The 19718-nt window shown below is 69.6% G+C and carries 22 protein-coding genes; 10 read left to right on the forward strand and 12 right to left on the reverse strand.

Features of this window, described 5'->3' with window-relative positions; genetic code table 11:
• Positions 1-145 precede the first annotated feature (145 nt).
• Entirely contained in the window at positions 146-1426 is a 1281-nt protein-coding gene (locus JOD31_RS02565; protein WP_204948744.1) for a hypothetical protein, read from the reverse strand.
• Between the two features lie 203 nt (positions 1427-1629).
• Between JOD31_RS02565 and JOD31_RS02570 the strand changes: the two genes are divergently transcribed.
• Both JOD31_RS02570 and rpmG read left to right on the forward strand, forming a co-directional pair.
• Positions 1630-2844, forward strand: a complete 1215-nt coding sequence (locus tag JOD31_RS02570; protein WP_309299046.1) for an MFS transporter — start codon at positions 1630-1632, stop codon at positions 2842-2844.
• Positions 2845-2925: 81 nt separating this feature from the next.
• Positions 2926-3093, forward strand: a complete 168-nt coding sequence (rpmG, locus tag JOD31_RS02575; protein ID WP_020184915.1) for a 50S ribosomal protein L33 — start codon at positions 2926-2928, stop codon at positions 3091-3093.
• Between the two features lie 62 nt (positions 3094-3155).
• Here the strand turns inward: rpmG and JOD31_RS02580 are convergent, their stop codons facing one another.
• The 3 genes from JOD31_RS02580 to JOD31_RS02590 are packed head-to-tail and all read right to left on the reverse strand — an operon-like array spanning position 3156 to position 5137.
• Complete coding sequence (locus tag JOD31_RS02580) at positions 3156-3341, reverse strand: hypothetical protein (protein ID WP_204948745.1); 186 nt, start codon at positions 3339-3341, stop codon at positions 3156-3158.
• A gap of 37 nt (positions 3342-3378) precedes the next feature.
• On the reverse strand, positions 3379-4752 hold the full coding sequence (locus JOD31_RS02585; RefSeq protein WP_204948746.1) for a PleD family two-component system response regulator: 1374 nt from the start codon (positions 4750-4752) through the stop codon (positions 3379-3381).
• A gap of 13 nt (positions 4753-4765) precedes the next feature.
• Positions 4766-5137, reverse strand: coding sequence for a response regulator (locus JOD31_RS02590; RefSeq protein WP_024816295.1), 372 nt, complete (start codon positions 5135-5137; stop codon positions 4766-4768).
• A gap of 161 nt (positions 5138-5298) precedes the next feature.
• Here JOD31_RS02590 and JOD31_RS02595 point away from each other — a divergent pair, with 161 nt between their 5' ends.
• Together JOD31_RS02595 and JOD31_RS02600 are read left to right on the forward strand one after the other, a co-directional pair.
• Positions 5299-5595, forward strand: a complete 297-nt coding sequence (locus JOD31_RS02595) for a DUF3572 domain-containing protein (protein ID WP_204948747.1) — start codon at positions 5299-5301, stop codon at positions 5593-5595.
• 11 nt (positions 5596-5606) lie between these two features.
• Positions 5607-6887 (forward strand): DNA polymerase IV, encoded by a 1281-nt coding sequence (locus JOD31_RS02600; RefSeq protein WP_204948748.1) that lies wholly within the window; start codon positions 5607-5609, stop codon positions 6885-6887.
• 69 nt (positions 6888-6956) lie between these two features.
• Here JOD31_RS02600 and JOD31_RS02605 read toward each other — a convergent pair whose 3' ends face one another.
• Positions 6957-7814, reverse strand: coding sequence for a cell envelope integrity EipB family protein (locus JOD31_RS02605; RefSeq protein ID WP_204948749.1), 858 nt, complete (start codon positions 7812-7814; stop codon positions 6957-6959).
• 198 nt (positions 7815-8012) lie between these two features.
• On the opposite strand from JOD31_RS02605, the gene JOD31_RS02610 reads away from it, so the two are divergent.
• From JOD31_RS02610 to JOD31_RS02625, 4 genes are read left to right on the forward strand one after another with little or no spacing between them, the layout of a single operon-like run.
• On the forward strand, positions 8013-8477 hold the full coding sequence (locus JOD31_RS02610; RefSeq protein WP_204948750.1) for a RidA family protein: 465 nt from the start codon (positions 8013-8015) through the stop codon (positions 8475-8477).
• A gap of 10 nt (positions 8478-8487) precedes the next feature.
• Positions 8488-9270 carry a glycerophosphodiester phosphodiesterase family protein gene (locus JOD31_RS02615; RefSeq protein ID WP_204948751.1) on the forward strand — a complete coding sequence of 261 codons (783 nt, stop codon included), beginning with the start codon at positions 8488-8490 and terminating at the stop codon, positions 9268-9270.
• A 25-nt stretch (positions 9271-9295) separates the two neighbouring features.
• Complete coding sequence (locus JOD31_RS02620; protein ID WP_204948752.1) at positions 9296-10471, forward strand: GNAT family N-acetyltransferase; 1176 nt, start codon at positions 9296-9298, stop codon at positions 10469-10471.
• 53 nt (positions 10472-10524) lie between these two features.
• Entirely contained in the window at positions 10525-10950 is a 426-nt protein-coding gene (locus JOD31_RS02625) for an HIT family protein (RefSeq protein WP_020184905.1), read from the forward strand.
• Between the two features lie 15 nt (positions 10951-10965).
• On the opposite strand, the gene JOD31_RS02630 is transcribed toward JOD31_RS02625, so the two are convergent.
• From JOD31_RS02630 to JOD31_RS02650, 5 genes are all read right to left on the reverse strand, one after another.
• Positions 10966-11310: an AzlD domain-containing protein gene (locus tag JOD31_RS02630; RefSeq protein WP_204948753.1), complete on the reverse strand. Its 345-nt coding sequence runs from the start codon at positions 11308-11310 to the stop codon at positions 10966-10968.
• Positions 11307-12059 (reverse strand): AzlC family ABC transporter permease, encoded by a 753-nt coding sequence (locus JOD31_RS02635; RefSeq protein ID WP_204948754.1) that lies wholly within the window; start codon positions 12057-12059, stop codon positions 11307-11309. The genes JOD31_RS02630 and JOD31_RS02635 overlap by 4 nt, the downstream gene beginning before the upstream one ends.
• A gap of 181 nt (positions 12060-12240) precedes the next feature.
• Positions 12241-14658, reverse strand: coding sequence for an ATP-dependent Clp protease ATP-binding subunit ClpA (clpA, locus tag JOD31_RS02640; protein WP_204948755.1), 2418 nt, complete (start codon positions 14656-14658; stop codon positions 12241-12243).
• Positions 14659-14667: 9 nt separating this feature from the next.
• Positions 14668-15066, reverse strand: a complete 399-nt coding sequence (gene clpS, locus JOD31_RS02645; protein WP_204948756.1) for an ATP-dependent Clp protease adapter ClpS — start codon at positions 15064-15066, stop codon at positions 14668-14670.
• Between the two features lie 278 nt (positions 15067-15344).
• Complete coding sequence (locus tag JOD31_RS02650; protein WP_020184900.1) at positions 15345-15674, reverse strand: phasin family protein; 330 nt, start codon at positions 15672-15674, stop codon at positions 15345-15347.
• A 376-nt stretch (positions 15675-16050) separates the two neighbouring features.
• Here JOD31_RS02650 and JOD31_RS02655 point away from each other — a divergent pair, with 376 nt between their 5' ends.
• Entirely contained in the window at positions 16051-17706 is a 1656-nt protein-coding gene (locus JOD31_RS02655; protein ID WP_204948757.1) for a D-alanyl-D-alanine carboxypeptidase, read from the forward strand.
• Positions 17707-17715: 9 nt separating this feature from the next.
• Here the strand turns inward: JOD31_RS02655 and JOD31_RS19800 are convergent, their stop codons facing one another.
• Positions 17716-18240 carry a DnaJ domain-containing protein gene (locus JOD31_RS19800; protein WP_024816294.1) on the reverse strand — a complete coding sequence of 175 codons (525 nt, stop codon included), beginning with the start codon at positions 18238-18240 and terminating at the stop codon, positions 17716-17718.
• 167 nt (positions 18241-18407) lie between these two features.
• Here JOD31_RS19800 and panC point away from each other — a divergent pair, with 167 nt between their 5' ends.
• A complete protein-coding gene (panC, locus tag JOD31_RS02665; RefSeq protein ID WP_204948758.1) occupies positions 18408-19262 on the forward strand; it encodes a pantoate--beta-alanine ligase in 855 nt (284 codons plus the stop codon).
• 2 nt (positions 19263-19264) lie between these two features.
• On the opposite strand, the gene JOD31_RS02670 is transcribed toward panC, so the two are convergent.
• On the reverse strand, positions 19265-19660 hold the full coding sequence (locus JOD31_RS02670) for a DoxX family protein (RefSeq protein ID WP_204948759.1): 396 nt from the start codon (positions 19658-19660) through the stop codon (positions 19265-19267).
• Positions 19661-19718: the final 58 nt, after the last annotated feature.

Here is a 19718-nt window from a genome sequence, read left to right on the forward strand (position 1 = left end):
GCCGGGACACGAGAGCGGAGCTGTATGTTTCGGGCCGTTCCGCGTCAGTTGAACGCGGCTCCGCCTCACGCTCCGCCGTCCCCCCGGGACGCCCGGAATGACGGCGGGGTTCACCGCCTTAGCGAGACCGAAACCGCTCCCGGCGTCAGCGGACGCCGTCGGCGCAGTTGTAGTCGCCCTTGGCGTTGGCGAGCGCTTTGGTCACCGTGCCGGAGACCGTCTTGTCCAGCACCAGGCACACGTCGTAGCTGAGCGTGCCGCCCGCCGGAAAGCCGTCGAACGGCTGCGAGGTCGTCGAGGTGTCGTACACCTGGCTGATCGACATGCCGTAGTAGGCCGTCGAGCCCCAGGCCATCTTCTTGCTCGTCGTGGTAGCGTTGGCGTTGTTGTAGGGCAGCTCGTACTGGGCCGACTGGTAGGGCCACTCGTAGTCGCAGGGGATCTTCTGCGCCTGGAAGGGGCAGCCGTTGCCTCCGTTGTAGGTCACTGAGGTCTTGCCCCGGCCGTCGCTGTAGCCCTGGCGGGTGCGCGTGCTGCTGTAGGCCCGCGGCTCCACCAGCCCCATCTCGAACGAGCCCGCCGTCAGCGCCGAGTAGCGCGAGCCGTTGTTCGCGGTCTCCCAGGTCCAGGTGGAGTTTCGAGTCAGCGGCAGCGTGAGCGTTCGGAACTGGAAGCGGTCGCCCCAGAGCGCCTGCTTGATCGGGCCGGGCGTCGCGCCGTCGAAGTTCAGCACGCCATAGGGTCCGCGCAGGTCGAAGCTCGCGCGGTTCACGCCGGGAAGGTTGTCCAGCATCACCTGCGTGCGGATCCGCGGATGATCCTTGCCCTCCTCGAAGTACCAGGTGATCCGCACCGGCAGCTGATACAGCGCGTAGGAGGCGGCCGTCAGCGGCAGCTTGGGCGAATCGCCGCCGGTGTTGGGATTGAGGGTCGTGGCGTTGACCGTGCCGTAGCGGGGATAGCTCACCTGATACTGGATCGCCGCCTTCTTCGGCGTCGAGGTCGAGAGCGGGACCCGCGTCGCCGCGAAGCCGCGTCCGAGCGGCGAATCGTCCTTGTTGAAGATCTTGCCCGCGATGGTGTCCTGCGTGTTGTCGGAGAAGTCCCGGTACCGCTCGTGCGATACGAAGTATCCAAAGCCCTCGGCCGACGACGGCGGATTGGCCCGCATCGTCTTCCAGACCCCGTTCGACAGATATTGGTAGGTGAACTGCACGGCGTAGCCGCCATGCCCGGCGTTGCCCTCGCCCTCGCGCTTCAGCGACACGGAGCGCTTGCGGCCTTTGGAATCGAGCCAGCTGTAGCGGTCGACCTTGAAACCGTTGACGGTCGTCTGCTGGACCAGAATGTTAGCGTTCGCAGGCGCCGTCGCCAGGCCGCAGGCGAGCGCCAGAGCGCTCGCCCCGGCGATGCGGATGAGTGTCATGATCTTAGTCCCCCTTGTGGCGCCGTTCCACAGAGCGAGACCGCGTCTCTCGCACGGATCGGCGCGGCGCGGCCTCCGACGCGACGTCCCCCGACGCCGCCCTCCATGTGGCAAGTCCAATCTAGGTCCAAAACAACGCCGATGGTCAATCGCTATTTTTGACCGGCGCGCGTCAGGCGCACCCCAGCCGCCGGGACTTGTCGGTGGCGCGTCACACCCGCCTGTGCTTTCTCCGCCTCGCCATGACCGCGCTTTCAGATCCCCTCGCCGACTTTACGCCCCGCGACCGCAGGATCGGCATCACGGTCGCGATCGCCTGCGTGTCGCTCGTGGGCGTCGGGTTGAGCCTGTCGATCCCGTTGCTGTCCTTCGCGATGGAAAGCCGCGGCGCGAGCGGGGCCATGATCGGGCTGAACACCGCCATGGGCGGCGTCGCGACGGTCGCGGTCGCGCCCTTCATTCCACGACTCGCCGCGGGGCTCGGCGTGCGGCCGACGTTGTTCCTGGCTCTCGCCATCGGCGCCGCCGCCATCCTGGGCTTCGCGTTCATCCAGCCGTTCTGGGCGTGGTTCCCACTGCGGTTCGCCTTCGGCGTGTCGCTCGCCATCATGTTCGTGCTGTCGGAGTTCTGGATCAACGCGCTCGCGCCGGCGCGCTCGCGCGGGCTGGTGATGGGCGTCTACGTCACCGCGCTCTCGGTCGGCCTCGGCGCGGGCCCCTTGATCTTGGCCGGCGTCGGCATGGATTCGCTCGCGCCCTACCTGACCTGCGCCGGGCTGTTCGTGGTCGCGGCCGGGCCGCTGCTGTTCGCGGGCTGCTCCGCCCCGCCGCTGGAGCGCGCCGAGAAGGGCCGGGGCGTCCTGTTCTTCCTGGCGCTCGCGCCGGTCGCCACGCTCTCGGCCTTCATCTTCGGCGCGGTCGAGACCGGCGCTTTCGCTTTTCTGCCGCTCTACGGCGTCCAGCTGGGCTTCGGGGCCACCACCGCCGCCCTGCTGGTGACCGCAATGGAGGTCGGCAACGTGCTGCTGCAGATCCCGCTCGGCCTGCTGAGCGACCGGATGGACCGCCGCAAGCTGCTGCTCGCGATCGGCGTCATCGGTTTCTTCGGCGCGCTGGCGATTCCGCTGGCCGGCGCCTCGGCCCCGCTGCTCTACACCGTGGTCGCGCTCTGGGGCGGGGTCGTGTGCGGACTCTACACCGTCGCCCTCGCCCACCTCGGCGCGCGGTTCTCGGGCACGGACCTCGCGACCGCCAACGCGGCCTTCGTGGTGATGTACTCGTTCGGTCTGATCGCGGGCCCGCCGGTGCTGGGCGTCGGCTTCGACCTGTGGCCGCCCTACGGCGCGCCGGCGGCGATCGCGGTGCTGATGGGCGTTTTCGCCCTCGTCGCGGCCTGGCGCGTGCGCGCGCCGTCTTGACACAAGGCCGCGCCTGAGTAGGTTGCGCCCTCACATTCAGACGCTGGCGTTTCGCGCGCCCGCCCGCACGAGGTCAACGCCATGGCGAAAGCCGCCAACATCAAGATCAAGCTGCTGAGCACCGCCGACACCGGCGTGTTCTATGTGACCAGCAAGAACTCCCGCACCAAGACCGAGAAGATGGTGCTCAAGAAGTACGATCCGGTCGCGAAGAAGCACGTCGACTTCAAGGAGACCAAGATCAAGTGATCTTGGCCTGAAGCCGCTTCGAGGCTTCGCGACAAGGCGCCCTCCGGGGCGCCTTTTGCGTTTCAGAGCCCGTGCAGCAGCCGACCGGGGCGCGTGGCGGTCATCCAGTCGGGCGCGAGGCCGAGCCACTGCAGGCCCGCGACCGCGAGACAGAGCGCGAGCACGACGCCGATCATGATGAGGCGCTGGGTCGATTGGCGACGGCGCGCCATGAGCGCGAGTCGGGTGAAGAGCCGGATCAGATCCATGCGCGATCGTTAGCAGACCCGGGCCGCCTGGACAGCCTCAGGCCGCGTCGGCGGCCACGCGGTTGCGGCCTTCGCTCTTCGCCCGGTAGAGCGCGACGTCGGCCCGCTTCAGCAGCGACGCCGCGTCGTCGACCGCGACGTCGAAGCTCGCGACGCCGATCGAGGCGGTGACGTCGATCGTGCGCGCGCCCCGCGCGATCCGGAACGGGTCGCCCGCCATGCGGCGCCGGATGCGCTCCGCAACCAGCTGCGCGACCTTGGCGTCGGTCTCCGGCATGACCACGACGAACTCCTCGCCGCCGAGACGGCAGGCGAGATCGATGCCGCGGACGCTGGCCTTGAGGCGCGCCGCGAACTCGCGCAGCACCTCGTCGCCGGCGTCGTGGCCGTGGGTGTCGTTCACCCGCTTGAAGAAGTCGATGTCCACGACCAGCGCCGACAGCGGCCGGTCGCGGGCGGTCGCCTGATCGAGCAGGCTCTGGAGATGCATCTCCATGTAGCGCCGGTTGTGCAGGCCCGTCAGGCCGTCGGTGATGGCGAGCGCCATGCTCTCCAGCAGGTTCGAGCGCAGGCGCTCGTTGTAGCGCTTGCGGCGGATCTGGGTGCGCACGCGCGCCACGAGCTCGTTGGCGTCGAGCGGGCGCAGCAGATAGTCGTTCACGCCGACCTCGAGCCCGCGGATCACCCGGGCCGTCTGGTCGTGGTCGGCGACCAGCAGGATCGGCAACATGCGGGTGCGCTCCAGCGAGCGGACCTGCGCGCAGAGCCTCAGCGCGTCGAAGTCGCGCAGCTCCAGCGCGACGATCATCAGGTCGAACTCGCCCTCCGCCGCCCGGAACAGCGCCTCGTACGGCGAGGGCTCCGACGAGACCGACTGCCCGGTCGCGAGGGCCGCGGCGATGCGGGACTGCGAGACGTCGCGGTCGTCGACGAGCAGCACGCGGCCGTGGAGGCCGTCGTCCGCCATGGCCTCGACCAGCGCGTCGGTCATCCCGATCTCGCGGGTCGTCTGGGCGCGCAGGCGGAGCTCGTCTCCGAGCATCTTGAGCCGCGCCAGCGAGCGGATCCGCGCGAGCAGCGCGACGTCGGCCACAGGCTTCGTCAGGAAATCGTCGGCGCCGGCCTCGAGGCCGCGGACCCGGTCCGCCGGCTGGTCGAGCGCCGTCACCATGACCACGGGGATGTGGTGCGTCTTCGGGTCGGCCTTGAGCCGGCGGCAGACCTCGAAGCCGTCGAGGCCCGGCATGACGACGTCGAGCAGCACGACGTCGCACTGCGCCCGCGCGCAGATCTCCAGCGCCTCGGTCCCGTTCGTGGCGGTCATCACCTCGAAGTACTCGGCGGTCAGGCGCGCCGAGAGCAGCTTCAGGTTTGCAGGCACGTCGTCGACGACGAGGATCCGAGCGGTCACGACCTCAGGCTCCTTAGGAATCGCCGAGGTAATGGCGGACGGTCTCGAGGAACTTCGCGACGGAGATCGGCTTCGACAGATAGGCCTCGCAGCCGCCGCCGCGGATGCGCTCCTCGTCGCCCTTCATGGCGAAGGCGGTGACCGCGATCACGGGGATCGCCCGCGTGCGCTCGTCCTCCTTCAGCCAGCGCGTCACGTCGAGGCCCGAGACCTCCGGCAGCTGGATGTCCATGAGGATGAGGTCGGGATGGTGCTCGCGCGCCAGTTCGAGCGCCTCGATTCCGTTGCGGGTCTCGAGCGTCGCGTAGCCGTGCGCTTCGAGAAGATCGTGGAAGAGCTTCATATTGAGCTCGTTGTCCTCCACGATCAGGACGGTCTTCGGCATGGTGCCCCTGTACTCCCCGCCCGCGCGACATTGCGCGGGTTCGACGCCGTCCGGGCCGGCTGTCGTTTCGGGCGGAACGATGTTCTCGCGAAACGGCGGCGACCTCTTCATATTTCGCAAAATGCTACCGAAGATTCCTTGAGAAAACGCGAACGCTCAGCATGAAACAGCCTCAGCACCCGACGGCGGACGCCGCGCTCGACCTCGCGGCCGCGGCGCTCGGCTTTCTTGCGTCCGACCCCGAGCGCCTCGGCCGGTTCCTCGCGCTGTCGGGCCTCGATCCGAGCGACGTGCGCGCCGCCGCGGCCGATCCCGGCTTCCTGCCTGCCGTGCTCGACTACGTGCTCGCCGACGAGACGCTGCTCGTGGCCTTCGCCGAGTCGCACGGCGTCCCGCCCGAGCGCGTGTCCCGCGCCCGCGCGGCCCTCGGCGGCGTAGGCTACGATCGATCGACCTGAGGACCAAACCGATGGGCGCGCCTCCCGCCGCCTTCGCCTTCTGCCGGGACTGCCTCACGCTCGCAGGGCCGGCGCCGCGGTGCCGCGCCTGCGGCAGTCCGCGAATCGCGCGACACCCCGATCTTGGGCGTATGACCATCGCGCATGTGGACTGCGACGCCTTCTTCGCGACCGTGGAGAAGCGCGACGACCCCAGCCTCGCCGACCGTCCGGTGATCATCGGCGGCGGAAAACGCGGCGTGGTCTCAACCGCTTGCTACGTCGCGCGCATCCGCGGCGTGAAGTCCGCGATGCCGATGTTCAAGGCGCTGAAGCTCTGCCCGGACGCAGTCGTCATCAAGCCGAACTTCGCGAAATACGTCGAGGCCAGCCGCGCAGTCCGCGCCAAGATGCTGGCGCTAACGCCGCTGGTCGAGCCGCTGTCGATCGACGAGGCCTTCCTCGACCTCTCCGGCACCGAGGCGTTGCACGGCGCTCCCGCGGCGCTCGTGCTGGCGCGCTTCGCGCGGGAGGTGGAGCGCGACGTCGGAATCTCGGTGTCGGTGGGGCTAGCCTCCAACAAGTTCCTCGCCAAGATCGCCTCCGACCTCGACAAGCCGCGCGGCTTCGCGACGCTCTCGATCGACGAGGCGCCGGCCTTCCTCGCGCCGCGGCCGGTGAGCTTCCTCTGGGGCGTCGGCCCGGCCTTCGCCGAGACGCTGACGCGCGACGGCCTGCGCACGATCGGCGATCTGCAGCGCGCGGAGCCGCGGGACCTCGCGCGCCGCTACGGCGACGGCGGCCTGCGCCTCTCGCGCCTCGCCTTCGGCCGCGACGACCGCAAGGTCTCCCCGGACCGCGAGCGCAAGAGCGTCGGCGCGGAGACGACCTTCGACAGCGACGTCGCGCGGCTCGACGACCTCACGCCTCACCTCTTCCGCCTGAGCGAGAAGGTGGCCGACCGCCTGCGCGCGGACGGCATCGCCGGGCAGACCGTGACCTTGAAGCTCAAGACCGCCGACTTTCGGCTGCGCACCCGCGCCCACGCCCTGCCCGCCCCGACGCGGCTCGCCGGCCGCATCTTCGAGACGGCCCAAGCGCTTCTGACGCGCGAGGCCGACGGCACGGCGTTCCGTCTGATCGGCGTCGCGGTGTCGGAGCTCGCGCCGGAAGCGCTGGCCGACCCGCGCGATCTCGTCGACGACCGCACGGAGAAGCTCGCGGCGGTCGAGGCCGCGGTCGCGAGCCTGCGCGCGCGCTTCGGCCGCGAATCGGTCGAACGCGCCTTCGCCAAGCGCCCGCCGCGAGGATGAATCCCACGCTCGCGTCCCGGCCTTGAGCCGGGACGCGAAGGGCAAGCGCTCGGGTCCCCGCAGCGTTTCCTACTTGCAGACTGTCGCCTTCAGGAACTTCAACTCCTTGAGCTCGCCGTCGAGGACGAAGTCGCCGTAATCGATCTTCATCGCCCGGCTGACGCCGTTGTCGTAGAGGTCGAAGCTCATAGCGTAGATCGGCGTCTGCTCGCCGCCGCTGTCCTTCTTGTCGCGGTCGGGCGCCTTGCCGCGCTCGAAGTAGCTCACCGACACCGGCCAGCGCGTCGCCTTCGCCAGCTCCGGCGTCTTGGCGGCGGCCTCAAGGTTCGCGGGCTCCGCCGTCTCCGGCTTTCCGATCACGGTCAGCGTGTCGTAGACCTTGTCGCCGTCTTCGGAGCCGTCGTAGACCGCGGCCGACAGCAGCTTGTCGCCGCGTTCGGCCGCCTCGAGGATCTTGCGCAGGTGCTCGGTCGGGAACAGCGTCTCCTCGCCGAAGCCCTTGTCGGATTTCTCGGGCTTCGAGATCGTCACCTTGACCGCGTCGGCGCCGCGCTCGGCGCGCCCGTCGGTGTCCTTCTCGAGCTGCTGGTTGAGATAGTTCTGGGCCGTGAAGCGGAAGCTCTTGGCCGCCCCGTCCTCCCAGGTGGCGGAGCGCAGGTCGGAGACGTTGGTCTCCCCTTCGCTGTTGCCGATCTCGGTCACCTGCCGGAACGACAGCGCGTAGCCCTCGCACGGGGCGCCGGTGAACTCGTAGACGATCCGGCCGCGGATCTGGTCGACGCTGGAGGAGCCTCGGGTCTCGCGCAGCTTCAGCTCGTAGACCGCCCGATGGGGCGCGAGCGTCGGTTCGGCTCGGGCCGGCGCGGCGGTCGCGAAGGTCGCAGCGGCGGCGGCGGCGAGAATCACGGGGCGGATGGGGTGGATCACGTGAGGACAGCCTCGCTCGATAAGTCATCGTCATCATGCGGCGCCGCGGCGCGAACGCAACGGGAGGTTCGCGATATGCGCCGCCATCATCGTCATCGCGGGCCAGCGTGGCGGAAATGGGTCTTATGTCCGCTTGCAGCGCGGCGCGCCTTGGGCCACACCGGCGCGAACCTCGCCTGAATACGGAGATTTCGCCCCATGGCCGGACAGATCGAAGCCAAGCTCGCCGAACTCGGCGTCACGCTCCCCTCGCCCAATCCGCCCGCGGCGAACTACGTGCCCGCGGTCCTGTCCGGCTCCTACCTCTACGTCTCCGGCCAGCTTCCGATCGACGCGAACGGCCTCACCCTGAAGGGCACGCTCGGCGCCGGCGTCTCGATCGAAGACGCCCAGGAGGCCGCGAAGCTCTGCGCGATCAACATCCTGGCCCAGGCCCGCGCCGTGCTGGGCGATCTCGACCGCGTGGTCCGCGTGGTGAAGCTCGTCGGCTTCGTCGCCTCCACGGCGGACTTCGGCGACCAGCCGAAGGTCGTCAACGGCGCCTCGGACTTCATGGTCGCGGCGCTGGGCGACAAGGGCCGCCACGCCCGCTCCGCCGTCGGCGTCGCCGCGCTGCCGTTCGGCGCGGCCGTCGAGGTCGAAGCGATCATCGAAATCGCCTGAGCGGCCGCCCGTGGCGTCGCGGCTTTCCTGGCTGGTCGCCCGGCCGATCGCCCATCGCGGTCTGCACGACAGGGCGGCCGGGGTGATCGAGAACACGTCGAGCGCGGTCCAGGCCGCGATCGACCATGGCTTCGGCGTCGAGATCGACGTCCAGGTGACCGCGGACGGCGAGGCGGTGGTGTTTCACGACTCCAAGCTCGACCGGTTGACGGAGGCCGCCGGCCTCGTGGCCGACCGGCCGCTCCGCGACCTCGTGACGCTGAACGTCGGCGGCGGCGCGGACCGCATCTGGACGCTGGCGGACTGCCTCGATCTGGTCGACGGCAAGGTTCCGCTGGTGGTCGAGGTCAAGGCCTCGCGCGGCGGCGACACCCGGCTGGCGCGCCGGGTGGCCGAGCTGCTGTCGGAGCGCGGCGGGCCGGTGGCGGCGAAGTCGTTCGATCCACGCGTGCTCGTGCTGCTGCGGAGCCTCGCGCCGCGCACCCCGCGCGGCGTCGTGGGCGACGCCTTCGATGCGGCCGACGCCGGCTGGGCGCACCTGTCGGGCGCGCAGCGCTTCGTCGCCCGGAACATGCTGCACTGGCGCGCGACCCGGCCCGACTTCGTCTCGTGGAACGTGCGCGACCTGACGCGGCGGTCAGTGCGGCTCTCCCGCAGCTCCGGCGTGCCGGTGATGGCCTGGACGGTGCGCACGCCCGAGGACCAGGCCCGCGCGGCGCTCGGGGCTGACCAGATGGTGTTCGAGGGCTTTGTGCCGGACCGCACCCTTGGAACGGGCGGCTCGCCGGCCTAGCTTCGTCCAAGACGGAGCCTCCCCGATGCCGATGGACACGACCCTCAGCGCGCGCGTCGCCACGCGCATCGACGAGATCGACCCCGCGCTCTGGAACGCCGCGGCGTTGGCGAGCGGCCCCTACAATCCGTTCGTCGACCACCGCTTCCTGAAGGCGCTCGAGGAGTCCGGCTCGGTCGGCGACCGCTCCGGCTGGGCGCCGGCCCATGTGGTGCTGGAGGACGGCGACGGGGTGGCGGGCCTCGCGCCCTGCTACCTGAAGAGCGACAGCCAGGGCGAGTACGTCTTCGACCACGCCTTCGCCGACGCCTACGAACGGGCGGGCGGCAGCTATTATCCCAAGCTGCAGATCTCGGTTCCCTTCACCCCCGCCACCGGGCCGCGGCTCATGCCGGCGCCGGGGCGCGATCCCGCGATGGCGCGGGCGGGCCTCGCGGCGGCGCTGCGCGGACTGATGCGCCAGACGGAGGCCTCTTCGATCCACGTCACCTTCACGACTCCGGAGGAGCAAGCCGGTCTCGTCGCGGAGGGTTTTCTTCCCCGGGTCGACAAGCAGTTCCATTGGCGGAACGAGGGCTACGTCTCCTACGACGACTTCCTCGGCGACCTCGCCTCCCGCAAGCGCAAGCAGCTGAAGCGCGAGCGCCGGGACGCGCTGGCCGACGGCGTCGTGGTGCGGCACGTCACCGGCGCGGATCTCACGGAGGCGCACTGGGACGCCTTCTTTGCCTTCTACATCGACACGGGGTCCCGCAAATGGGGCCGGCCCTATCTCAACCGCCGCTTCTTCAGCCTTGTCGGCCAGGCCATGCCGGAGAAGATCCTGCTGGTGCTGGCCGAGGTCGACGGGCGGCCGATCGCCGGCGCGCTCAACTTCATCGGCGGCGACGCGCTCTACGGGCGCTACTGGGGCGCGCTCGAAGAGCGGCCGTTCCTGCACTTCGAGCTCTGCTACCATCAGGCGATCGACGCCGCGATCGCCATGGGGCTCTCGCGCGTCGAGGCCGGCGCGCAGGGCGAGCACAAGCTCGCCCGCGGCTATCGCCCGGTGACGACCTATTCCGCCCACGCCTTCGCCGACCGGGGACTGCAGCGCGCGGTCGCGGAGTACCTCGTGCGCGAGCGGGCCGCCGTCATGGCGATGCAGGAGGATCTGGCCGAACAAGCGCCCTTCCGTCGCGGGGACGCGTCCTCGGCTTGACCTCGCCTCCGGGCTGCGATCCTGTGCCGGCGCTGATCACACGGAGAACCGGCATGGCTGACTACGATCCGGATAACGTCTTCGCGAAGATCCTCAGGGACGAGATGCCGTCCCAGAAGGTCTACGAGGACGACGCCACGATCGCGATCATGGACGTCATGCCCCGCGCGGACGGCCATGTGCTGGTGATCCCCAAGGCGCCGTCGCGCAATGTGCTGGAGATGGACGCGGCCGATCTCGGCCCGCTGTTCGCCGCCGTGCAGAAGGTCGCGCTGGGCGTGAAGGCGGGGCTGGGCGCCGAGGGCGTCACCATCCAGCAGTTTAACGAGACCGCCGGCGGACAGGTGGTGTTCCACACCCATGTCCATATCCTGCCGCGCTGGACCGACATTCCGCTGAAGCCGCACACCGGCCAGATGGAGAAGCCCGAGGTGCTCGCCGCCCACGCCGAGCGCATCCGCGCCGCGCTCGAGGGCTGAAACCTTCCGCCGCGCTCAGATGCCGAGCGCGGCGACGCCTGCGATCAGGGCGGCTTCGCCCACCGCGACGCCCAGGGTGAGCGAGCGGCGGGAAACGCCGTAGGCGGCGAGCCCGCACCCGACCGCCGCGAGGCGCAGCCACAGCGGCGCGAGCGCCAGGCCGCCGGCGGGGGCCAGAATGAGCTTGGCGACCAGCCCCGCGACGAGCGCGGTCGCGACCATCCGCACCCAGGCGAACAGGCCGCTGTCCTCGTCGAGCCGCGCCGAGAGCACGACGCCCAGGACGCGCCACAGGTCGTTGCCGACGAACGAGAGCACGACGGCGAGCAGCAGGTAGCCGGGATCGAGCGCCGGGCTCACGGCCGCCGCCTCTTGTCGGCGACGCGCTGGACAAGGAAGCCCGCGGTGCCCCCGATCACGCCGGTCCACAGGATGTCGGACGCCGGCGCGACGAGGCCGATCACAGGCGCGAGCGCCAGCCCAAGCCCGAGCGCCACCCGCTCGCCCAGCGACTTCGCGCCGCGCTCCAGCGACAGCAGGAAGTAGAGCGGGGTCAGGCCGAGCAGGCCGATCGAGAGCGCGCTCGGCAGCACGCCCGCGGCGGCGTGGCCGATCGCGGTCGTGATCGACGAGCCGAGCACGAGCGCGTTCGCCAGCCCGAAGAAGAACGGCATCCGCGCGGTGCGCGGAAGGGTCGGCGTCAGCCTGAGGCCCTCGAACCAGGCCGTGACGGCGACGTAGTGCGCCGCGAGCAGCCGGGCGCCGAGGGAGGTGCGCTCGCTCCTGAGCACCGGCAGCAGCGCGACGACCATCGGCAGCAGGCGCACGCCGGAGACGGTGACCGCGAGCGCGGCGCCCAGGAGCCCCGCCCCGTTCGCGAGCGCGCCGGCGAGCACGACCTGCGCCGGCGCGGCCCAGATCAGCGCCGTCGACAGCACCGCGATCCAGAGCGGCCAGCCGAAGTCGTGCGTCATCGCGCCGAAGCCGAGAAAGCTGAGGAACAGCACGACGCCGGGCGTGTTCACCGCCGCGACCGCGCCCTTCAGCGCCCAGTCGAGATCGCTGCGGCCCGCACTGTCGACGACGTCGAGATCGCCTTCGGCGCTCACGCGGGGCGCGCCCAGGCGCCGGAGCGTCCGGGGCTGAGGAAAACGTCAGGCGCAAGGGGCATCGGCAAGGCTCTGAACTGGGGAGGGCCGCGCCGTCGCAGAAACGAAGCGGCCGCGGACCTTTCGATCCGCGGCCGCTTCTAGCACGCTCCGCGACGCTTTGGCGCGCCATCCGCGGGTATCAGGTCCGCACGAGAGGCGGGGTCTTGGCGGCGGGAGCCTTGCCCTCGCCGTCGGCCGTCCGGCGCTTGCGCGGCGCCTTCGGGCCGGGCTCCTCCTCGCGGGCGATCGACTCTGGCTTCGGCGTCACCGGCCCGTCGGGGAACTCGAAGGCGAGGCCGGTCTCGCCGCCCTCCTTCGTCCCCAGCACCACGCGGACGGCGCCGCCGCCCTTCAGCTTGCCGAACAGAACCTCCTCGGCGAGCGGCGTCTTGATCGTCTCCTGGATCAGCCGCGCCAGCGGACGCGCGCCCATCTGCGGGTCGTAGCCGCGCTCGGCCAGCCAGTCCGTCGCCTCCGGCGTCAGCTCGATCGTGATGTTGCGGTCGGCGAGCTGCGCCTCGAGCTGAAGCACGAACTTCTCGACGACGTGGCGCACCACCTCCATCGGCAGGTTGCCGAAGGCGATGATCGAGTCGAGCCGGTTGCGGAACTCCGGGGCGAACAGGCGGTTGATCGCCTCCGTGTCCTCGCCCGAGCGCTTCGGCCGGCCGAACCCGATCGGCTCCTTCGCGAGATCGGACGCGCCCGCGTTGGTCGTCATGATCAGGATGACGTTGCGGAAATCGACCTGCTTGCCGTTGTGGTCGGTCAGCTTCCCGTGGTCCATCACCTGCAGCAGGATGTTGAACAGGTCGGGGTGGGCCTTCTCGATCTCGTCCAGCAGCAGCACGCAGTGAGGCGTCTGGTCGATGCCGTCGGTCAGCAGGCCGCCCTGGTCGAAGCCGACATAGCCGGGAGGCGCGCCGATCAGGCGGCTGACGGTGTGCCGCTCCATGTACTCCGACATGTCGAAGCGCAGCAGCCGCACGCCGAGCAGCGACGCGAGCTGCTTCGCGACCTCGGTCTTGCCGACGCCCGTCGGCCCCGAGAACAGGTAGCAGCCGATCGGCTTCTCCGGGTCCCTGAGACCGGCGCGCGCGAGCTTGATCGTCGAGGACAGCGCCTCGATCGCGGCGTCCTGGCCGTAGACCACCCGCTTGAGGCTGGTGGTCAGTCCGCGCAGCACCTCGGCGTCGTCCTTGGAGACGGACTTCGGCGGAATGCGCGCCATGGTGGCGATCGTGGTCTCGATCTCCTTCACGCCGATCGTCTTCCGGCGCTTGGCCTCCGGCAGGATCATCTGGCTCGCGCCGGTCTCGTCGATCACGTCGATCGCCTTGTCCGGCAGCTTGCGGTCGTTGATGTAGCGGGCCGACAGCTCCACCGCGGCCTTGATCGCCTCGTTGGTGTAGCGGACCTGGTGGAAGGTCTCGTAGTAGGGCTTGAGACCCTTGAGGATCTCGATCGTGTCCGGGATCGACGGCTCGGCCACGTCGATCTTCTGGAAGCGGCGGACGAGCGCCCGGTCCTTCTCGAAGTACTGGCGGTACTCCTTGTAGGTGGTCGAGCCCACGCAGCGTAGGGTGCCGGAGGCGAGCGCCGGCTTCAGCAGGTTGGAGGCGTCCATCGCCCCGCCCGACGTCGCGCCGGCGCCGATGACCGTGTGGATCTCGTCGATGAACAGGATCGCGCCGGGCGTCTGCTCGAGCTCCTTCACGACCTGCTTCAGCCGCTCCTCGAAGTCGCCGCGGTAGCGGGTGCCGGCGAGCAGCGCCCCCATGTCGAGCGAGAACACCGTCGCGTCCTGCAGGACCTCGGGCACCTCGTCGCGCACGATCCGCAGCGCGAGGCCTTCCGCGATCGCCGTCTTGCCGACGCCGGGGTCGCCCACCAGCAGCGGATTGTTTTTGGTGCGGCGGCAGAGGATCTGGATGGTCCGCGTCACCTCGGCGTCGCGGCCGATCAGCGGGTCGACCTTGCCCTCGCGCGCCTTCTTGTTGAGGTTCACGCAATAAGCGTCGAGCGCGTCGGCCTTTTTCTTCTGACCGCCCTGCTCTTCGCCCGGCCCGGACGCCTCCTCCTCGGAGCCGCGCACGGGGCGCGCCTCGCTGAGGCCCGGCCGCTTCGCGATGCCGTGGCTGATGTAGTTGACCGCGTCGTAGCGCGTCATGTCCTGCTCCTGCAGGAAGAACGCGGCGTGGCTCTCGCGCTCCGCGAAGATCGCGACGAGCACGTTCGCGCCCGTCACCTCCTCGCGTCCCGACGAGGTGACGTGGATCACCGCGCGCTGGATGACGCGCTGGAAACCGGCCGTGGGCTTGGAGTCCTCGGAGGTGTCGCCGACGAGATTGTCGAGTTCGGCGTCCACATACTCCACAAGGTTGCGGCGCAGGATCTCGAGGTCGACGTTGCAGGCCCGCATGACCGCAGCGGCGTCCTGGTCGTCGACGAGCGACAGCAGGAGGTGCTCCAGCGTCGCATATTCGTGATGGCGCTCATTGGCGAAGGCGAGCGCCCGGTGGAGGGACTGTTCGAGGCTGCGCGAGAAAGACGGCAACGGATCACCTCACTTCTTTTCCATGACGCACTGCAGAGGATGCTGATGCTTTCGCGCAAAATCCATCACCTGCGTCACTTTGGTTTCGGCCACCTCATAGGTGTAGACGCCGCACTCCCCCGCGCCGTGATTATGGACGTGCAACATGATGCGCGTCGCCGCTTCACGGTCTTTCGAAAAGAACTGCTCCAGCACATGAACGACGAACTCCATCGGGGTGTAGTCGTCGTTCAAGATCAGCACGCGATAAAGGCTCGGGCGCTTGGTCTTCGGCCGCGTCTTGGTGACGACCGCGGCGCCAGGGCCGCCGTCGTCAGGCCGCCGCGGCCCGTTCGCGGCCCAAGGGCCGTCATGTCCGTCCAGATCTGCGCGGACAGAAGAGAGAAGCGTCGTCGCGCCGTCGTTCATTTCACCGCCGTTTCGCCTTCGGCTCGTCGCTTGCGTCCGGCGCGCCGCGCGGCGCGGCGCCGGGCCGCTTCGTCGATCCTAACCCAATTTTCCGGGTGCGCCAGATCGGACGCCGACCCGACCTGTCGTCAGGTATGAACGCCGCGGCCAAAAAAAAGCCCGGCGCGAGCCGGGCTTTCATGCGGATGGATCATGCCGGGGGCGCGAGCCCCACGGACTGTCGACTCTTGTGACGCGGCGGCTGCGACGTTACGCCCGCCGCCAACGCATCACGCCAGTCACTTGGCCTTGGAGATCGCGGTCTCGATCGGCTTGTAGCTTTCCTTCGCGAGGTCGGCGTAGAGCTCGCCGATCTTCGTCATCCGCGAGACGTAGGTCTCATAGCTGGACTTTACGTAGTCGGTCTGCAGCTCGATCGCCTTGTCCAGCGTCTTCACGCCGAAAAACTTCTCGACGAAACCGGTGCTGTCCTCGAACGACTTCTTGGAGTAGTCGGCGACCTCGACCGCAATGGCCTGGAAACCCTTGCTCACAGCGCCGAAGCTCTTGAGCGCGACATCAACGTTTTCTTTGCTAATCTTCTGCACGTCGTCAAAATTGGCGTTCATTGTGGTTGCTCCCTCCGGGCGAGCGCGCCCGTCTCCGTTCAGCAATCGATCGGCCCCTGGGGCCTCCCTCGGCGGCAGGGTCAGCCCCACAAGCCGTGACGGAGATATATGCACTGCAACATTTTTGTCAACGAACATGTTTGCGATGCACAATTATCAATCGATTTAACCCTCCCGTAACCGCGTCTGCTTAGCGTCGTTGACTGTGCCGTTCAGAGGACGGTGCGCCGCGCAGGCCTGGATTCGTCCGGCGCCTCTCGGAAGACGCTTGCGAAGACGCGCCGCCCTTGCGGCCGGGCTTTGTGACGCTCCGAGCGCCGCGCGGTAGGTGCGGCGACTTCCGACCATCGGCCGGAGACGACGAGGACAGGGCGTTATGATTGCGAGTTGCGTAACCGGCCGTGGCGGCCGCATCGTCACCGGACTTCTTGCCGCGACGGTTTTCGCGGGAGCCACCTTCGCCGGCGTCGCGGACGCCGACGCGCGATCGAAGCGGAAGGTGCGGGCCACGTCCTCCCGTCCCGCCATCGCCCAGTCGATCTCCGCGCGGGCCAACTACGCCGCGCTGGTCGTGGACGCCAAAACCGGCCGCACGCTGTTCGAAAAGAACTCGGACTCGCTGCGCTTTCCCGCCTCCATCACCAAGGTCATGACGCTCTACCTCGTGTTCGAGGATCTCGAGCGCGGGCGGATCGAGCTCGACGGGCGCATCACCATGTCGTCCCGCTGCTCCATGATGCCCCCGACCAAGCTCGGCGTCCGCACCGGCGGCGCCGTGCGCGTCGAGGACGGCATCAAGGCCCTCGTCACCAAGTCGGCGAACGACGTCGCCTGCGCCTTCGCGGAGAACCTCGAAGGTTCGGAGGCGGCGTTCGCGGAACGGATGACCCGCAAGGCGCGCGCGCTGGGCATGAGCCGGAGCACCTTCCGCAACGCCTCCGGCCTGCCGAACCCCTCGCACGTGACCACCGCCCGCGACCTTGTCACCCTGGGCCGCGCGATCCAGGATCGGTTCCCGCGCTATTACGGCTACTTCGGAACGCGGGTGTTCAATTTCGCCGGCCGTTCGATGCCGAACCACAATCAGCTTCTCGGACGCGTCGAGGGCGTGGACGGCATCAAGACCGGCTACACCAACGCCTCCGGCTTCAACCTGCTGTCCTCGGTGAAGAGCAACGGTCGCTCGATCGTGGCGGTCGTGATGGGCGGACGCTCCGGCGCCTCCCGCGACGCCCACATGCGCGAGCTGATCGCGCTCAACATGCCGAAGGCGGCCCCCGGTTCGCGCACTGCGCCGCTTGTCGCCGAAGTCGGCGAGCGCGCCCCCGCCCGCACGCGGCCGGCTGTCATCGCCGCCATCCCGATGCCGATCCCGGCCCCGGCCGTCGAGGCCACCCCGGCGCCGGTGCCCGTGCCTGTCGCCGCGCCCGCCATTCCCGCCGCCGCGCCTGCGCCGCGCGTCGCGGCCGTCGCCGCCACCACGACGCCCTCAGCCGCCCGCATCGTGCAGACGGAACGCGTCGTCGCCGCCGATGCGGAGCCGGTGGTCGCCAGCTCGGCCGGCGCCACCACCACGCCGCAGACCCTGCGCTGGGTCGTCGGCGCCCCCGCCACCACCGGCAGCGTCGTGCGCAACCGCGACCTCCCGCAGGAAGCGAGCGCCTACGCCGAGACCGAGGCGTCCGCGCTCCCGACGCCCTCCCCGCGCCCCGTCCGCGTCGCTTCCGCCTCCAACGACATCGAAGGCGCTCCGCAGGTCGCCCCGACCGCCGAGCGGCAGCCGCTGCGCAAGGGCTGGTTCATCCAGATCGGCGCGACCACGGCCCCGGACTCCGCCCAGGCCCTACTGTCGGACGCCAAGTCCAAGGGCGGCCGCGTGCTGTCCTCGGCCGAGCCGTTCACCGAGGTCTACGCAAAGGGCGACACCACCTATTACCGGGCGCGGTTCGCCGGCTTCAACGAACGCTCCGCCGGCGCCGCCTGCAAGGCTCTCAAGCGCAGCTCCGTCAGCTGCTTCGCTGTCAAGAACTGAGCGGGGAGGTCAGCGATGTCGCGGCCCCATCAGCATATCCTTCGCGGCGTTGACGCGGGCGGCGAGCTCCGTCGTCCCCCCCTGGTCGGGATGGATTTTCTTCATCAGCGCCCGATGCGCACGGACGATTTCTTCCGCCCGCGCCCCCGGCTGCAGGCCAAGGATCTGATACGCCTCCTGTTCCGTCATTACGCCCGACCGACGGAACCCTCCCCCGCCGCGCCGCCCGTCCGCGTCGCGCTGAGCGCCCTCACTCCCGCCGGCCGCCCCGCGGTGACGATCACCTTCGGACGCGGCTGAGCGACGGCGGGCGCCGGGCAGCGCGACGGCGCCAAGCCCGACGGCGCCGAGTCCGAGCAGCGTCAGGCCGAGCACGGGCTTGCCGGACACCGTCATGGCGAAGCCGATCGCCCAGGCGGCCCCGGCGAGAAACCGCAGCGTCTTCCGAAGGCGCTGCACGTCGGCCGCGACGAACAGGCGGCCGAGCGCCACGAGCGCGGCGAGCGCCATCGCTCCCACAAGAACCCAGATCATCGACTCACGACTTCCATAGCTGCGGCGCCCGCGTCGCCCGGCGCCACCAAAGCATGACCGGGCCGCGCACCGCCATCGCGCAGGCGCCGTGGCGCGCCGCGCCGCATCCTGCTAACCCGCTCCCCGCGAACCGGGCCTGAGACCCGGAGAAGCCCGCGAGGAGCCCGATGTCCCGACCCGCCGTCGTCACCACCGTCGCCGATCTGCGCGCGCATCTGAAGCCCTGGCGGCAGGCCGGCGAACGGATCGCGCTGGTCCCGACCATGGGCGCGCTTCATGCGGGGCACATCTCGCTCGTGCAGATCGGCCACGCCCGCGCCGAGCGGGTCGTGACGTCGATCTTCGTGAACCCGAAGCAGTTCGCCCCGACCGAGGACCTCGCCACCTACCCCCGCGATTTCGACGGCGACCTCGAGAAGCTCGCCGCGGCCGGCGTCGACCTGGTCTTCGCGCCGGAGGCGGGCGAGATGTATCCGGAGGGCGAGGCCACCGTGGTGACGGTCGGCGGGCCCTCGGCCGGCCTTGAGAGCGACGCGCGCCCGCATTTCTTCGCCGGCGTCGCGACCGTCGTGACGAAGCTGCTGATCCAGTGCGCGCCGGACGTCGCGATCTTCGGCGAAAAGGACTTTCAGCAACTCGCCGTTATCCGGACGTTAACCCGCGATCTCGCTTTGCCGACCGAAATCGTCGCGGGCGCGACCATGCGGGAGCCGGACGGCCTCGCGATGTCCTCGCGCAACCTCTACCTCGGCAAGGAGGATCGCAGGCGGGCGACCGCGCTGTCCGCAGCGCTCGCCGCGGCGGGAGAGGCGATCGAGGACGGCGCCCCGGCGGACGCCGCCCTGATCTCCGCGCGCCGGGCGATCGAGGCCGCCGGCTTCACGATCGACTACGTCGAGCTCCGCGACGCCGAGACGCTCTCGGCCTCGACGCGGCCGGGCAAGCCGCGGCGGCTGCTGGCCGCGGCGCGGATCGGCGGCGTCCGGCTGATCGACAACATTGCGGTCGCCGCCGTCGAGTGACGTCAGATCCGCGAGGACTTCGACCGCATCGCGTCCACGCTCCAGACACCTGCGCCCGCGAACACGAAGTACAGGAACACGAAGGAGTAGAGGATCGCCGCGTCGCCGCCGTTGAGGACGGGGAAGAAGCTCTTCGGCGCATGCGCCAGGAAGTAGGCGAAGGCCATCACGCCCGAGAGAACGAAGGCGGTCGGTCGGGTGAACAGGCCGATAACGATCAATGCGCCGCCTATGAGCTCGAACCAGCCGGCGATCCAGGGCATCGACCCCGCGGCCGGCAGCTGCGCGGACGCGGGGAAGCCGAGGTGCTTCATCGTGCCGTGCGCCAGAAACAGCAGGCCGGTCATGATGCGGAGGATGCTGAGGACGCGAGGTTCCCAGGCGGACAAAGCGTTCATCGTTCAGGCTCCTTTGACGTGTATGAGCGCAATGGTAACTGGAATTTTCGCGGATGGA

This window comes from Methylopila capsulata (genome assembly GCF_016907975.1).
Classification (GTDB): domain Bacteria; phylum Pseudomonadota; class Alphaproteobacteria; order Rhizobiales; family Methylopilaceae; genus Methylopila; species Methylopila capsulata.

Coding starts and splice junctions, on each gene's coding strand:
- clpS (WP_204948756.1), bottom strand. CDS start 15,066: ATGAACGACGGCGCGACGACGCTTCTCTCTTCTGTCCGCGCAGATCTG.
- JOD31_RS02610 (WP_204948750.1), top strand. CDS start 8,013: ATGGCCGGACAGATCGAAGCCAAGCTCGCCGAACTCGGCGTCACGCTC.
- JOD31_RS02670 (WP_204948759.1), bottom strand. CDS start 19,660: ATGAACGCTTTGTCCGCCTGGGAACCTCGCGTCCTCAGCATCCTCCGC.
- JOD31_RS02600 (WP_204948748.1), top strand. CDS start 5,607: ATGGGCGCGCCTCCCGCCGCCTTCGCCTTCTGCCGGGACTGCCTCACG.
- JOD31_RS02580 (WP_204948745.1), bottom strand. CDS start 3,341: ATGGATCTGATCCGGCTCTTCACCCGACTCGCGCTCATGGCGCGCCGT.
- JOD31_RS02620 (WP_204948752.1), top strand. CDS start 9,296: ATGCCGATGGACACGACCCTCAGCGCGCGCGTCGCCACGCGCATCGAC.
- JOD31_RS02650 (WP_020184900.1), bottom strand. CDS start 15,674: ATGAACGCCAATTTTGACGACGTGCAGAAGATTAGCAAAGAAAACGTT.
- JOD31_RS02655 (WP_204948757.1), top strand. CDS start 16,051: ATGATTGCGAGTTGCGTAACCGGCCGTGGCGGCCGCATCGTCACCGGA.
- rpmG (WP_020184915.1), top strand. CDS start 2,926: ATGGCGAAAGCCGCCAACATCAAGATCAAGCTGCTGAGCACCGCCGAC.
- JOD31_RS02565 (WP_204948744.1), bottom strand. CDS start 1,426: ATGACACTCATCCGCATCGCCGGGGCGAGCGCTCTGGCGCTCGCCTGC.
- panC (WP_204948758.1), top strand. CDS start 18,408: ATGTCCCGACCCGCCGTCGTCACCACCGTCGCCGATCTGCGCGCGCAT.
- JOD31_RS02595 (WP_204948747.1), top strand. CDS start 5,299: ATGAAACAGCCTCAGCACCCGACGGCGGACGCCGCGCTCGACCTCGCG.
- JOD31_RS19800 (WP_024816294.1), bottom strand. CDS start 18,240: ATGATCTGGGTTCTTGTGGGAGCGATGGCGCTCGCCGCGCTCGTGGCG.
- JOD31_RS02590 (WP_024816295.1), bottom strand. CDS start 5,137: ATGCCGAAGACCGTCCTGATCGTGGAGGACAACGAGCTCAATATGAAG.
- JOD31_RS02625 (WP_020184905.1), top strand. CDS start 10,525: ATGGCTGACTACGATCCGGATAACGTCTTCGCGAAGATCCTCAGGGAC.